Source organism: Sphingobium sp. VMM (assembly GCF_056790315.1).
Map to the genome: position 1 here is coordinate 17,911 of NZ_JBXGSI010000007.1, position 13,624 is coordinate 31,534.

At 67.6% G+C, this 13,624-nt stretch carries 11 protein-coding genes and 1 other annotated feature; of the genes, 8 read left to right on the plus strand and 3 right to left on the minus strand.

Features of this window, described 5'->3' with window-relative positions; translation table 11 throughout:
• Nucleotides 1–9: 9 nt before the first annotated feature.
• From rnr to ACUCV3_RS10475, 3 genes are all read left to right on the plus strand, one after another.
• Complete coding sequence (rnr, locus tag ACUCV3_RS10465; RefSeq protein ID WP_279729276.1) at nucleotides 10–2,325, plus strand: ribonuclease R; 2,316 nt, start codon at nucleotides 10–12, stop codon at nucleotides 2,323–2,325.
• A gap of 208 nt (nucleotides 2,326–2,533) precedes the next feature.
• Nucleotides 2,534–2,824, plus strand: coding sequence for a hypothetical protein (locus tag ACUCV3_RS10470; protein ID WP_279729275.1), 291 nt, complete (start codon nucleotides 2,534–2,536; stop codon nucleotides 2,822–2,824).
• A gap of 59 nt (nucleotides 2,825–2,883) precedes the next feature.
• Nucleotides 2,884–3,474: an anthranilate synthase component II gene (locus ACUCV3_RS10475; protein WP_007708936.1), complete on the plus strand. Its 591-nt coding sequence runs from the start codon at nucleotides 2,884–2,886 to the stop codon at nucleotides 3,472–3,474.
• Between the two features lie 136 nt (nucleotides 3,475–3,610).
• Here the strand turns inward: ACUCV3_RS10475 and ACUCV3_RS10480 are convergent, their stop codons facing one another.
• Both ACUCV3_RS10480 and ACUCV3_RS10485 read right to left on the minus strand, forming a co-directional pair.
• On the minus strand, nucleotides 3,611–5,101 hold the full coding sequence (locus ACUCV3_RS10480) for a SulP family inorganic anion transporter (protein ID WP_482240604.1): 1,491 nt from the start codon (nucleotides 5,099–5,101) through the stop codon (nucleotides 3,611–3,613).
• A gap of 63 nt (nucleotides 5,102–5,164) precedes the next feature.
• Nucleotides 5,165–5,220 (minus strand) — a sequence feature (sul1 is cis-regulatory element that is thought to sense ions involved in sulfur or methionine metabolism; They are found in Alphaproteobacteria).
• 156 nt (nucleotides 5,221–5,376) lie between these two features.
• Entirely contained in the window at nucleotides 5,377–7,131 is a 1,755-nt protein-coding gene (locus ACUCV3_RS10485; RefSeq protein ID WP_482240605.1) for a chloride channel protein, read from the minus strand.
• 132 nt (nucleotides 7,132–7,263) lie between these two features.
• Here ACUCV3_RS10485 and trpD point away from each other — a divergent pair, with 132 nt between their 5' ends.
• From trpD to lexA, 5 genes are all read left to right on the plus strand, one after another.
• Nucleotides 7,264–8,256: an anthranilate phosphoribosyltransferase gene (gene trpD / locus ACUCV3_RS10490; RefSeq protein WP_279729269.1), complete on the plus strand. Its 993-nt coding sequence runs from the start codon at nucleotides 7,264–7,266 to the stop codon at nucleotides 8,254–8,256.
• Nucleotides 8,253–9,044: an indole-3-glycerol phosphate synthase TrpC gene (gene trpC, locus ACUCV3_RS10495; protein ID WP_069336610.1), complete on the plus strand. Its 792-nt coding sequence runs from the start codon at nucleotides 8,253–8,255 to the stop codon at nucleotides 9,042–9,044. The genes trpD and trpC overlap by 4 nt, the downstream gene beginning before the upstream one ends.
• Nucleotides 9,041–9,526 carry a cyclic pyranopterin monophosphate synthase MoaC gene (gene moaC, locus ACUCV3_RS10500; protein WP_279729267.1) on the plus strand — a complete coding sequence of 162 codons (486 nt, stop codon included), beginning with the start codon at nucleotides 9,041–9,043 and terminating at the stop codon, nucleotides 9,524–9,526. The genes trpC and moaC overlap by 4 nt, the downstream gene beginning before the upstream one ends.
• Nucleotides 9,523–10,707, plus strand: a complete 1,185-nt coding sequence (locus tag ACUCV3_RS10505; RefSeq protein WP_279729266.1) for a molybdopterin molybdotransferase MoeA — start codon at nucleotides 9,523–9,525, stop codon at nucleotides 10,705–10,707. Before moaC ends, ACUCV3_RS10505 begins: the two co-directional genes overlap by 4 nt.
• Nucleotides 10,708–10,811: 104 nt before the next feature.
• On the plus strand, nucleotides 10,812–11,489 hold the full coding sequence (lexA, locus tag ACUCV3_RS10510; protein WP_279729265.1) for a transcriptional repressor LexA: 678 nt from the start codon (nucleotides 10,812–10,814) through the stop codon (nucleotides 11,487–11,489).
• On the opposite strand, the gene ACUCV3_RS10515 is transcribed toward lexA, so the two are convergent.
• A complete protein-coding gene (locus ACUCV3_RS10515; protein ID WP_482240606.1) occupies nucleotides 11,480–13,612 on the minus strand; it encodes a ComEC/Rec2 family competence protein in 2,133 nt (710 codons plus the stop codon). The genes lexA and ACUCV3_RS10515 overlap by 10 nt on opposite strands.
• Nucleotides 13,613–13,624 lie beyond the last annotated feature (12 nt).

Here is a 13,624-nt window from a genome sequence, read left to right on the forward strand (position 1 = left end):
AGCGGAGCCATGGCATCGACCCAGAAGCAGAAGAAGGCGGCCCCGGCCCGCGCGAAAGTCCGTCCCGCCGGGTTCCCGACCCGACAGCAGGTGATGGACTTCATCACCGAGTCCGACACCCCGGCGGGCAAGCGCGAAATCGCCAAGGCGTTCGGCCTCAAGGGGCAGGAAAAGATCGCCTTGAAGGCGCTGCTCAAGGACATGGCGGACGAGGGCCTGCTCGACATCGGCCCGGCCCGCGCCTTCCACAAGATGGGCGGCGTGCCCAAGGTGACGGTGCTGCGCATCGTCGATGTCGACGACACCACCCTGATCGCCACCCCCGAACGCTGGGAGGCCGAAGGCCAGCCCGCGCCCCGCATCCGCGTGGTCGAACGGGGCAAGCGCGGCGCGCTGACGATCGGCGACCGCATCCTCGCCCGCACCGAGGAAGCGGGCAAGGGCTGGCTCGCCCATCCGATGAAGAAGCTCGCCAAGGCGACCGAAATGCTGCTCGGCGTGGTTGAGGAAATGGCCGACGGCAAGCTGTGGCTGCGCCCGGTCGACAAGCGCATCCGCAAGGATACGCCGATCAGCGACATCGGCACCGCGAAGAAGGGCGATCTGGTCCTGGCCGAGCCGACCGGCCGCCCGCCGCGGATCAGCGCGCGCGTCACCGACATTCTCGGCGATCCCTTCGCCCCGCGCAGCTTCAGCCTGATCGCGATCCACAAGCATGGCATCCCCCATGTCTTCCCCGAAGCGGTGGAGGAGGAAGCGGTCACCGCATCGAAGCTGCCGCTGCATGAGGACAAGCGCGAGGATCTGCGCCATCTGCCGATCGTCGCGATCGACCCGGTCGATGCCCGCGACCATGACGATGCCGTCTGGGCCGCGCCGGACGAAGACCCCGCCAATGAAGGCGGCTACAAGGCGATCGTCGCCATCGCCGATGTCAGCTATTATGTCCGCCCCGGCAGCGCGCTCGACCGCGAGGCGCGCAAGCGCGGCAACAGCGTCTATTTCCCCGACCTGGTCGTACCGATGCTGCCGCACCAGCTCTCGTCCGACATGTGCTCGCTGCGCGCCGGGCAGGACCGCGCCGCCATGGCCTGCCATCTGGTGATCGACGCGCAGGGCAAGGTGAAGAGCTTCCGCTTCTCCCGCGCCATCATCCGCGTCGCCGCCGTCCTCGCCTATGAAAATGCGCAGGCCGCGATCGATGGCGAGCAGGATAATGAATTGCTCGAACCGGCCCTGAAGCCGCTCTGGGCCTGCTGGGCGCTGCTACGCAAGGCCCGCGAAAAGCGCGATCCGCTCGCGCTCGACCTGCCCGAACGGCGCGTCGTCCTCGACGAATGGGGCAAGATCGTCAGCGTCGCCGTGCGCGAACGGCTCGACGCCCATATGCTGATCGAGGATTATATGATCGCTGCCAACGTCGCCGCCGCCAAGGCGCTGGAGGCGAAGAAGGCGCCAGTCATGTACCGCGTCCATGAAACGCCGGGCCGCGACAAGCTGGTCGCGCTCAAGGAATATCTCGCCACCTTCGACATCGACTTCGCGCTCGGCCAGGTGATCCGCCCGTCCACCTTCAACCAGCTGATCAAGAAGGTCGGCGAGTCGGAGGAGAAGGAGCAGATCATGACCCAGATCCTGCGCTCCCAGACCCAGGCCTATTATGCGCCGCAGAATATGGGCCATTTCGGCCTGGCGCTGGGCAGCTACGCCCATTTCACCTCGCCCATCCGCCGCTATGCCGACCTGTTGGTCCATCGCGCGCTGGTCGGCGCCTATGATCTCGAACTGCCCGCGCCCAAGGACAGGGCGATCCCCGATCGCTCCTCCCTCAGCCAGGAGGATTATGAGAATATGGGCCGGGTCGGCGAGATGATCTCGGGCCATGAACGCCGCGCGATGGAGGCGGAGCGCGAGACGATCGACCGCTATGTCGCCGCCTTCCTGTCGGCCCATGTCGGCGAGGTGGTGAAGGCGCGGATCACCGGGGTCCAGAATTTCGGCTTCTTCGCCACGGTCGAGGGGCTGGGCGGCGACGGCCTCGTCCCCGTATCGACGCTGGGCGCCGAACATTTCTTCTTCGACGAAGCGGGCAAGGCGCTGCAGGGCGTCGAAAGCGGCGACCGTTATACGGTGGGCCAGCGGCTGGAACTGCGCCTCGCCGAAGCCGATCCGATCAACGGCGCGCTGCGCTTCGAGCTGCCCGACAATCCAGCCCCGCGCGGCAGCCCGCTGAAACGCGACCGCACCCGCCCGAAAATCCACCGCGGCCGCCCCACCAACATCCGCCACATCGGCAGCAGCCGGGGCAAGCACAAGAAACGCTAAGGGATGGGCGGCGGAGCGCTGCCGCCTCCTTTTACTCCGTCATGCCAGCCTTTTTTTTTACCGTCATCCCCGCGAAGGCGGGGATCCATCTCCCACCATAACCCCAGCCGCGAGGTCCGGTGATGGTTTCCCGCTTTCGCGGGAATGACGAAAGTCAAATGATAGCGGTCTGCTTTTCCGTACCATCAATTATGTGTAGTCAGACTGCATGAAGCCAAACGAATATGCGCAAGCTCAGGCTTGGGATTCCATGATACGTATCATGGTCGTCGGCTGTCTGTTTCTCAGCGCCTTCATGGCTGCCTGTTCAGCCATCGTCCTCAGCATCCTGGCGGACTCTGGCGATGCCATTCTTCTGCGAAGCGTCCTTTTGGTGTTTGGCACATTGGCGTTCGCGGCGAGCTTGGCTTTCAGAAAAATCGATCGCCTGACCTGGAAGCACTGGTCAGTCATATGCTTGCTCGCCGCGCCAGGGGCAATTTACATGTTAGTCCACTAAGATCAGGCGTTGTTCGCCCCCTTCCCCCCATCGTCATCCGCGCCTATAGGCTGTGTCCCATGATCCTCGTCATCGACAATTATGACAGCTTCACCTGGAACCTGGTCCATTATCTGATGGAGCTGGGGGCCAAGGTAGAGGTCGTGCGCAACGACGCCATCTCGGCGGGCCAGGCCCTGTCGAGCGGGGCCAAGGCTTTCCTGCTGTCGCCCGGTCCCTGCACCCCCAATGAGGCGGGTGTGAGCCTGGATCTGGTCGCGGCCTGCGCCGATGCCGGCGCGCCACTGCTCGGCGTGTGCCTCGGCCATCAGGCGATCGGCCAGCATTTCGGCGGCAAGGTGGTGCGCGGCGGGCTGATGCACGGCAAGACCTCGCCTGTGCGTCATGACGGCACCGGCCTGTTCGCCGGCCTCCCCTCGCCCTTCACCGCGACCCGCTATCACTCGCTGATCGTGGAGGATATTCCGGCCGATCTGGTGGTCAACGCGACCAGCGAGGACGGATCGGTCATGGGCTTCCGCCACGCGACCCTGCCGATCCATTCGGTCCAGTTCCACCCGGAAAGCATCGCGACCGAACATGGCCATGACATGCTGGCCAATTTCATGAAGATCGCCGGCATCCCGGTCCGCGAGCGCGAGGCGGCGTAAGGCCGCTTTTGCCCAATTTCACTGCCGTCATCCCGGACTTGATCCGGGATCCATTCAGCGCTCGCTCGTCAGCGTAGCGCCGAATGGATCCTGACGTTCGTCAGGATGACGCAAAGGGAAAAAGGCCGCAGCCGTGTCAGTGCGGCACCGCCCCCGTCTCCACCCCGGTCTTGTCGTGCAGGGCGAAGCGGTCGACGATGTCGGCGCTCGCCCGGTTATAGCCAACCACCTCGACCATGCGCCCTTCGCGCCGCAGCCGGGCGATGATCTTGTCGAGCGCGCCGACACCCGAAATATCCCAGAAATGCGCGCCCGACACGTCGATCAGCACATGGGTCGCGCTTTCCTCGCCGGTGAAGGCGCGGGTGAAGCGATCGACCGAGGCGAAGAAGAACTGGCCAGTGACGCGATAGGTCGCCCGACCATCGACCTCGCTGCGCTCCACCGCGAACATGCGCTGCACCTTCGCCGCGAAGAAGATGCCCGACAGCAGAACGCCGGTCAGCACGCCCAGCGACAGGTCGCGGGTCGCCACCACGACCACCACCGTTGCCAGCATCACCGCCGAGGAGGTCGGCGGATGCCGCCGCAGATTGGAGATCGAGGCCCAACTGAACGTGCCGATCGACACCATCACCATCACCGCGACCAGCGCCGGCATCGGGATGCGCCCGACCCACGGCCCCAGCACCGCCAGCAGGAACAGCAGGAAGGCGCCGGCGACGAAGGTCGACAGCCGCCCGCGCCCGCCGGATGTGACGTTGATCACCGACTGGCCGATCATCGCGCAGCCGCCCATGCCGCCAAACAGGGACGCGACGATATTCGCCCCGCCCTGCCCCATGCATTCGCGCTGCTTATCGCTGTCGCTATCGGTCATGTCGTCGACGATCTGCGCGGTCAGCAGCGATTCGAGCAGGCCGACCGCCGCCATCGTCACCGAATAGGGCAGGATGATGCGCAGCATCTCCCAGGTCAGCGGCAACTGCGGCAGGGCAAGGCTCGGCAGCCCCTCAGGTAGCCGCCCCATGTCGCCGACGGTATGGACCGGCAAGCCCAGGCCGATCGACAGCGCGCTCAGCAACGCGATCGCCACCAGCGGCGCCGGCACCGCCTTGGTGATTCGGGGAAAGAGATAGATGATGGCGAGGCCGCCCAGCACCATCGCATAGGTCTGCCAGCCGACATTCGTCAGCTGCGGCAGTTGCGCCATGAAGATCAGGATCGCCAGCGCATTGACGAAGCCGGTGATGACCGATCGCGACACGAACTGCATCAGCAGGTCCAGCCGCAGCAGCCCGGCGATGATCTGCACCACGCCCATCAGGATCGTCGCGGCAAAAAGATATTCCAGGCCATGCTCGCGCACCAGCGGCCCGACCAGCACCGCGACGGCGGCGGTCGCGGCGGAGATCATCCCCGGCCGCCCGCCGATCAGGGCGATGGTGATGGCGATCGCCACCGAGGCATAGAGGCCAACGCGCGGATCGACCCCGGCGATGATGGAAAAGCCGATCGCTTCAGGGATCAGGGCGAGCGCGACGACGATGCCGGCCATGATGTCATGGCGCGCCGTCCGGGCGTCGCTGAACCATTGGCGGCGATAGCGGCTGAAAAATTGGGTCATGTCGAAAATCCACATCAATGCACATGGCGCCATCCGGGGCGCAGTCTCGATAAACATGTGTGATGTTGTCCGGCGGATCGGCGGCCGGAATAGCCACCCGGAATTTCACCGGGTCCATGCGAATGCCGGCCTTCTACAGCCCGGCCCCGCCAATGCAAGCCCGGCCCGCGCGCCCGCCCGGACGCCCCGCGGCGATATACTGTGGGAGGCCGGGTGGGGGTGCGGGCCGGTGCGGCACCGAAAATGCGCTCTTCCGCGCATTTTCCAAAATGCCTCTACCCTTCCCCGAACAACGCCCGCTGCGAGCTTTCAATCTCCTCGAAATAGCGCCGCCGCGCATGTTTCTCGGTGAGCACGCCCAGCACCAGCCCGCTTTCGTCCACCACCGCCAGCTCGTCCGCCGCCGCCTTGTCGAAAAGGGGCAGGATCGCGCGGATATCCGCGTCGGCCCGCAACGCGATATCGGCCAGGCTTGCCAGCGGCGCGATCGGCGCATCCTCCGCCAGTTCGGGGCGATACACCGCCGCCGTCGGCACGATGCCGCGATAGCCGCCCGCACCGTCGATCATGATCGCCTTGCTCGCCGACCCCAGCGGCACCAGCGCACGAAACTGGCCGACGCTCATCGTGTCGGGCACCGACACCCAGTCGCGCCGCATCATCCGCCCGGCGGTCAGGTTCATCACCCAGCCAATGTCGCGCGGGCTGCGGATGGTCGATCCGCGCAGATGCAGCCGCCAGGTGGAGAAGGAATAGCCGAACATTTCCCGCGTCACCGCGCTCGACAGCAGCGACGCGGTCAGCACCACGCCCATCAGCTGGAAATCATGGGTCGTCTCCAGCATCAGCAGCCCCAGCGTCATCGGCCCGCCGACGATCGCGACGCTCAGCGCCGCCATCCCCACCAGCGCCGCATCATTGGGGTCGAGCGACCAGCCGATCCCGATGAGGTCGACCAGCTGCGCGAAAATCTGCCCCGCCAGCGATCCCAGGAACAAAGACGCAAAGAACAGCCCGCCGCGAAAGCCGAAGCTCAGCGAGATCACCGACGCCGCGATCTTGAGGCACAGGATCATCAGTAGCACGGTCCAGTCGGGCAGCAGGATGAGGTTGAGGTGCAGCGCGCCATGCCCGGCCGACAAGGTCTGCGGCGTTGCCCAAGCGAGCGGCATCAGCAGCAGGCCGCCGATCACCGGCCGCCATCGCCCCGGCCAGGTCCAGCCCTGCACCCGCAGCTCGGCAAAGGTCACCATCCGCATGATGAGGATGCCCAGCCCCGCGCACAGCAGCCCCAGCAGCGCATAGAGAAGATAGTCCGCCGTCCCCAATATCCGGTCCGCCGTGGTCGCGATCAGCCAGGGCTCGACGCCCAGCGCGCGCGTCACGAAGGCGGCACTCAAAGCCGCAGCCACCACCGGCGCGATCGCGGCCGGCGTATAATGGCCGATCACGATCTCGAACGCATAGAAGGCGCCGGCCAGCGGCGCGCCGAAGGCCGCGCCCACGCCTGCCCCCGCCCCGGCACCGACCAGGGTGCGCAGATCATTGCGCCGCAGCTTCAGCCATTGGCCCAGCAGCGACGCGACGCCGCCGCCCATCTGCGCATAGGCCGCCTCCAGCCCGACCGAGGCCCCCGCCCCGTTCGACAAGACCGTCTGCCCGGCAATGACCAGATTGTCGGCCATCGGGATGCGCCCGCCATGCAGCGCATTGGCCTCCACCACGTCGATCAGCGGCCGTTGCCGCCGGCGCAGCAGCCGTGCCAGCAGTACCAGCGCCAGCCCACCCAGCGGCAGGCCCAGCAGCCGCCAGGGATGGCGGATCTCGCCCAACGCGCTCAGCCGGTTGATGCTGACGCCATAGAGAAGTTCCTGAATGCCGTGCGCCATCAGCTGCAACAGGTTGGTGATCAGCCCCGCCGCCACGCCCGCCAGTATGGCGAGCAGGATGAAGGCCGCCTCGCTCTCGCGCAGCCGGCGGCGCTGGCGGATGGCAAGGCTCCAGAACAGGGTCGACCAGGAACGGCGCATGGTTTCCCCGACAACGCCCCTTTGGTGCCCGCGTCAAGCCAATTGCCGGACCACGCAACAAAATTCCAATTGGCGGGCAAATAGCATGTCGCCCTCGACTTTCGCGCGCGGCCGGGACTAAAGGCTTGGCCCATGACCCTGTTGCCCGATCCCAGCGCCCCCCTGGCCGCCGACGAAGCCGCCCGCGCCTTCGACCTGCTGTTCGACGCCGACCTGTCGGACGAGGCGATCGCCGGCTTCCTCGTCACCATGGCGCGGCGCGGCGAGAGTGCGACGGAAATCGCCGCCGCCGCCCGTGCGATGCGCGCCCGGATGATCCCGGTCGACGCGCCCGACGGCACCATCGACGTCTGCGGCACCGGCGGCGACGGGCATCATACGCTCAACGTCTCCACCGCCGTCAGCCTGGTGGTGGCGGCTGCCGGCGTACCGGTCGCCAAGCATGGCAATCGCGCCGCCTCGTCGAAGGCGGGGGCCGCCGATACGCTCGAAGCGCTCGGCCTTGATCTCGATCGCGCCGCCGCCACGGCGGAAGCCACGCTCAAGGATCTAGGCATCTGCTTCCTGTTCGCGCAAAATTACCATCCTGCGCTCAAGCGCCTCGGCCCGATCCGCCGGTCGATCGGCGAACGCACCATCTTCAACCTGATGGGGCCGCTCGCCAATCCCGCCAATGTCCGCCGCCAGCTCGTTGGCATCGCCCGCCCCGCCTATGTCCCCATCTATGCCGATGCGCTCGGCCAGCTGGGCGCCACCCATGCGATGATCGTGTCGGGCGACGAGGGGCTTGACGAACTCTCGCTCGCCGGCGGCAACGACATTGCCGAGGTGACGGCCGACGGCGTGGTCGCGATGCGCCGCCTGACCGCCGCAGAACTCGGCCTCTCGACCCATCCCGTCACCGCCATTCGCGGCGGCGACCCGGCCCATAATGCTGCGGCGCTCCGCGCCCTGCTCCAGGGCGAGGCCGGCGCCTATCGCGACGCCGTGCTGCTCAATGCCGCCGCCGCTCTGGTGGTGGCTGACGCCGCCCATGATTTCCAGGAAGGCGTCGAACAGGCCGCCGAGGCGATCGACAACGGCCTTGCCAACGCGCTCCTCAATTGCTGGATTGCCTATCAATGACCAACAAGCTCATCGAAATCTGCGATTTCAAGCGCGAGGATGTCGCCCGCCGCAAGGCCGCGACGACGATCGCGTCGCTCCACGCCCGCGCCAGCGAGCAGACCCCGCCGCGCGGCTTCCGCAGGGCGCTGGACGATGCCGCCCGCTCGGGCTTCGGCCTGATTGCCGAGGTGAAGAAGGCCAGCCCGTCCAAGGGGCTGATCCGCGCCGATTTCGATCCGCCGGCCCATGCGGTGGCCTATGCCGCCGGTGGCGCGGCCTGCCTCTCGGTGCTGACCGACGAGCCCTATTTCCAGGGCCATGACGATTATCTGATGGCCGCCCGATCGGCCTGCGCGCTGCCGGTGCTGCGCAAGGATTTCATCGTCGATCCCTGGCAGATCCTGGAAAGCCGCGCGCTCGGCGCCGACGCGATCCTGATCATCGTCGCCGCGCTGGAAGATAGCCAGATGCAGGAGATAGAGGATGCGGCGCTCGGCCTGGGCATGGATGCCCTGATCGAGGTGCATGACGAGGCCGAACTGGAGCGCGCGCTCAAGCTCCGCTCGCGCCTGATCGGCGTCAACAACCGCGACCTGCGCGATTTCAGCGTCGATTTCGCCCGCACCTATGAACTGGTAGGCAAGGCGCCCGACGGCTGCACCTTCGTCGCCGAAAGCGGCCTTGGCTCCCATGCCGACCTCACCGCCATGGCCGATCATGGCGTGCGCTGCTTCCTGGTCGGCGAAACCCTGATGCGCCAGGCCGATGTCGAGGCCGCGACCCGCAACCTGCTGACCGGCGCATGACCGGCCTCACCCATCTTGATGAAGACGGCGCCGCCCGCATGGTCGATGTCTCGGCCAAGGCCGTGACCGCACGCGAGGCGGTGGCCACCGGGCGCATCACCATGGCGGCCGACGCCGCGCAGGCGATCGCCGCCGGCCTCGTCAAGAAGGGGGATGTGCTCGCCGTCGCCCGTGTCGCCGGTATCATGGCGGCCAAGCGCACCGCCGAACTGATCCCGCTCTGCCATCCGATCCCGCTGAGCGCCGTCACCATCGACTTTGCCCTCCACGATGACGGCGTCACCGTCACCGCGACCGCGCGCACCGCCGGCCAGACCGGGGTAGAGATGGAGGCGCTGACCGCCGCCACGGCCGCCTTGCTCACCGTTTACGACATGGCCAAGGCGCTCGATAAGGGCATGATAATCGGCGATGTTCGCCTGCTCGCGAAGCGCGGCGGCAAGTCGGGCGACTGGACCGCGCCGGAGAGCAGCGACCGATGAACCTGATGCCGGTCGCGGACGCGCAGGCGCGGCTACTTGCCCTCGCCGATCCGTTGCCGGCCGAACTTGTGTCCGTCGCCGCTTGTGCCGGCCGCTGGCTCGCCACCGACATCAGCGCACTCCGCGACCAGCCCTGGGCCGATCTTTCCGCGATGGACGGCTATGCCGTGCGCGCATCCGAAGGCGCCGGGCCGTGGCAGCTGGTCGCCACCAGCAGCGCGGGCGACGCCGATATCCCGGCCCTGCAACCGGGCCAGGCCTGCCGCATCTTCACCGGCGCACCCTTGCCGGCCGGCGCCGACGCGATCCTGATCCAGGAAAATGCCACGCGCGATGGCGACAAACTGACCGCGCATGACGGCATATTGATGCCCGGCAGGCATGTCCGCCCGCTCGGCTCGGATTTCCACGCCGACACGCTGCTGGTCCGCGCCGGCAGCCGCCTCACGCCGGGCCAGATCGCGCTCGCCGTGCTGGGCGGCCATGGCAGCCTGCCCGTCGGCACCCGCCCGCGTGTCGCCCTGCTCTCGACCGGCAATGAACTTGTTGCCCCCGGCGCGCCGACGCCGCCTGGGTATCTCCCCTCGTCCAACGCGCCGATGCTCGCCGCCCTGCTCGCCGCCCTGCCCTGCGAGGTGATCGACCTTGGCATCGTGCCCGACGATCTCTCCGCCATGACGCAGGCGCTGGAACAGGCGGCCCAGGCCGACATCATCGTCTCGACCGGCGGCGCCTCGGTCGGCGACCATGACTATGTCCGCCCCGCCTTTGCGGCGGCCGGCGGCACGCTCGATTTCTACAAGATCGCGATGCGGCCGGGCAAACCGCTGATGGCCGGACGCCTCAGCAACGCAATCTTTCTCGGCCTGCCGGGCAATCCGGTCTCCGCTTTCGTCACCGGCACCCTCTTCCTCTGCCCGCTGGTCCGCCATCTCGCCGGATCGCGCGCGCCGCTGCCGCCGGTCGTGCAGGCCCGCCTTGCCGCCCCACTCGGCGCGACGGCGGAACGCGACGATTATCTGCGCGCCTATCGCGGCGCCGACGGCATCGTCTCGGTCACGTCGCAGGACAGCGCCGCCACCGCCGCCATGGCGCTGGCCGACTGTCTGATCCGCCGCCCGGCCGGTTCAGCCCCCGCCATTGCCGGCGACATGGTCGACATCATCCCCCTGACCGCCTGACTATCTGACCGCCTGACCGGCAAAAGCGGCGCATGGCTTAACGCGCTTGACTTGCCCCTTTCCGTTTCCTATGCGTTCTTCATTCGTTCCATGGAGGACCGCCGATGTTGACGCCCAAGCAGCAGGAATTGCTGAGCTTCATTCAGACCCGGCTGGAAGAAGGCGGCGTGTCCCCTTCGTTCGAGGAGATGAAGGACGCGCTCGATCTGCGCTCCAAGTCCGGCATCCACCGGTTGATCAACGCGCTGGAAGAACGCGGCTTCATCCGTCGCCTGCCCAACCGCGCCCGCGCGCTCGAAGTGTTGAAGCTGCCCGATGCGATGCACCGCGCGCCCGCGCCGGCCATTCCGACGCCCAAGGTGTCGGCGCCCGCTGTGCTGCTACCGACCGCCGCCAATGACGTGATCGAAATCCCGCTGCACGGCCGCATTGCCGCCGGCGTGCCGATCGAGGCGATGGAAAGCCACACCATGCTCTCCGTCCCCGCCGCCTTGCTCGGCTCGGGCGATCATTATGCGCTCGAAGTGTCGGGGGACTCGATGATGGAGGCCGGCATTCTCGACGGCGACTTCGCGCTGATCCAGCGCACCGATGTCGCGCGCGAAGGCCAGATCGTCGTCGCCCTGATCGACGATGCCGAAGCCACGCTCAAATATTTCCGCCGCGAAGGCGCGCGCGTCCGGCTCGATCCCGCCAATGCCGCCTATGAGCCGCAGATCTACGATCCGCGCCAGGTCCGCATCCAGGGCAAGCTCGCCGGCCTGCTGCGCCGCTACAACTGACCGGCCGTTCGGGGCCGGCGGCGCACGATCCAGGGATGCGCGTCGCCGGGCCGATGGACGGTGTGAACTTTGCCGCTTTCAAGGCCAATCGACAGGCCGCCGGTGCGGGACAGCAGCCAGCGGTCGATCTTCATCCAGCGCGGCCGGCACCACCAGGGCAGCCCCCGATCGCTGATGACGATATCGGCCGCCGCGCAATCCCGCTCCAATGTCGGCCGATCGACCAGCATCGCATTGCGCGTCACCAGCAAGCGCCAGTTGCGCCCGCCCCGCGGCAACGTCACGGCACACAGATCAGTCGAACAGCGCGCCTGCTTCATCGTCGCGATCGCCTCCAGCGTCCCGTCATAGCCCGCGCTCTCGCTCAGCACGTCGCGGACATAATCGCCCGCCCCCTCGCGCAGCAGCGCCATCGTTCCTGCCTGCGTCCGCACCGCGACATGCCGCCCGTCGCCGGTTACCACGATATCGGGCGGCGCCAGCAGCGCGATGCCGATCAGGCCAACCGCCACCGGCCCCACCCCCAGCCAGCGCCAGCGACTGCGCCAGAGCAGACACCACAGACCACCGACGACAATGATCCCGAAAATCCAGCCCGGCACCGCCGGTGCCAGCATCACCGCCATCGGGCTCGCCGCCACGCCATGCGCCACCGCCAGCAACAGCGCGATCGCCTTGGCCGTGAGCCACCAGAAGGGCGCGCCCAGCCCGACGAGGTCGAAGAGCAGCGCCAGCGCCTCCAGCGGCATGATGACGAAGGTGGTGAGCGGGATCGCGACCAGATTGGCCACCGCGCCCAGCAAACCTGCCTTGTGAAAATGGAAAAGGGCGATCGGTGCCAGCACCAGTTCGATGCCAAGCCCCGTCAACAGCATCGCCGCCACCGTCCGTCCGGCCTTGCGCAGCCAAGGCTCGTCCCGCGCCATCGCGAACATCTTGAACCGCCGATGCTCGCCCAGCGCCACCAGCGCGACCACGGCAGCAAAGCTCATCTGGAAGCTCGGCCCGATCAGCGCCTCCGGCCAGAAGACCAGCACCACCAGCGCCCCGGTCGCCACCAGCCGCAAGGTGATCGCCTCGCGCCCCAGCGCCAGCCCGCCCAGCACCAGCAGCGCCGCGATGCAGGATCGCACCGTCGGCACCTCCGCGCCCGTCAGCAGCGTATAGCCGATCCCCGCCAGCGCGCCCCCGGCCGCCGCGATCAGCATCAGCGGCCAGTCCAGCGCCGCGCGCGGGATCAGCGCCAGCAGGCGCAACAGCAGGAATATCACCGCCCCAATCAGCGCCGTCACATGCAGCCCGCTGATCGACAGAAGATGGGCAAGGCCACTGCGCCGCATCGCCTCGGCATCCGCTTCGGCAATCGCGCCCTGATCGCCGGTCGCCAGCGCCACCGCAATCCCCGCCGGTGCGCCCGCCACCTGCCCGCCGATATGATCGAACAGTCGCGCCCGCAGCGTCGGCCCCTCGCGCGCCTGCTCCACCATTTCGACCGGCGTCAGCGCCCGCCCGGTCGCCCCGATCCCCTGGAAATAAGCACGCCGCGCGAAATCGAACGCCCCCGGCACGCTCGGCGGCGCGGGCGGCATCAGGCGCACGCGAAAGCGCAGCACCGCCCCCTTACCCAGTCCTTCGGGCACATCCGCCTCCGCGATATTCACTCGGATCGCCGCGGGCAGCGCTGGCGCCTCGATCGGCCGCAGCCCCACGCGCACCATCTGTTGCGCCGGCAGCTTGGCCACCGCCGTCACCGTCCCCGTCACCTGTACGAATATGGGACGGGCCAGCGGCGGCTGACCCAGCCATGTCGCCTTGCCCCAGACCAGCAGGCAACCAACACAAGCCAGCAAGCCGCCCGCCACCAGCATATGCCGCAATCGCGCGCCCACCGGCAGCAACAGCGCCAGACAGGCCAGCCCCAGCGCCGCGCAGCAACTGGCCAGCCAGTGTGCCGGTCCCGGCAGTACGAACCAGCCGGCAATGCCCGCGCCCAGCGCCACCGGCACCCACAAGGCGAGCTGTTCGCGCTCCACCTCCAGCCATTGTTCGATCCGCGCAAATCCATTGTGCGCAATACGCACCGTCCTGCGCCCAACGGACGTTTGTCGTGGCTCAAAAGCCATGCTAGGGGGCGT

Excerpts from the sequence above, each read along its gene's own strand:
- rnr (WP_279729276.1), top strand. The coding sequence starts at position 10 with ATGGCATCGACCCAGAAGCAGAAGAAGGCGGCCCCGGCCCGCGCGAAA.
- ACUCV3_RS10470 (WP_279729275.1), top strand. The coding sequence starts at position 2,534 with ATGAAGCCAAACGAATATGCGCAAGCTCAGGCTTGGGATTCCATGATA.
- ACUCV3_RS10475 (WP_007708936.1), top strand. The coding sequence starts at position 2,884 with ATGATCCTCGTCATCGACAATTATGACAGCTTCACCTGGAACCTGGTC.
- ACUCV3_RS10480 (WP_482240604.1), bottom strand. The coding sequence starts at position 5,101 with ATGACCCAATTTTTCAGCCGCTATCGCCGCCAATGGTTCAGCGACGCC.
- ACUCV3_RS10485 (WP_482240605.1), bottom strand. The coding sequence starts at position 7,131 with ATGCGCCGTTCCTGGTCGACCCTGTTCTGGAGCCTTGCCATCCGCCAG.
- trpD (WP_279729269.1), top strand. The coding sequence starts at position 7,264 with ATGACCCTGTTGCCCGATCCCAGCGCCCCCCTGGCCGCCGACGAAGCC.
- trpC (WP_069336610.1), top strand. The coding sequence starts at position 8,253 with ATGACCAACAAGCTCATCGAAATCTGCGATTTCAAGCGCGAGGATGTC.
- moaC (WP_279729267.1), top strand. The coding sequence starts at position 9,041 with ATGACCGGCCTCACCCATCTTGATGAAGACGGCGCCGCCCGCATGGTC.
- ACUCV3_RS10505 (WP_279729266.1), top strand. The coding sequence starts at position 9,523 with ATGAACCTGATGCCGGTCGCGGACGCGCAGGCGCGGCTACTTGCCCTC.
- lexA (WP_279729265.1), top strand. The coding sequence starts at position 10,812 with ATGTTGACGCCCAAGCAGCAGGAATTGCTGAGCTTCATTCAGACCCGG.
- ACUCV3_RS10515 (WP_482240606.1), bottom strand. The coding sequence starts at position 13,612 with ATGGCTTTTGAGCCACGACAAACGTCCGTTGGGCGCAGGACGGTGCGT.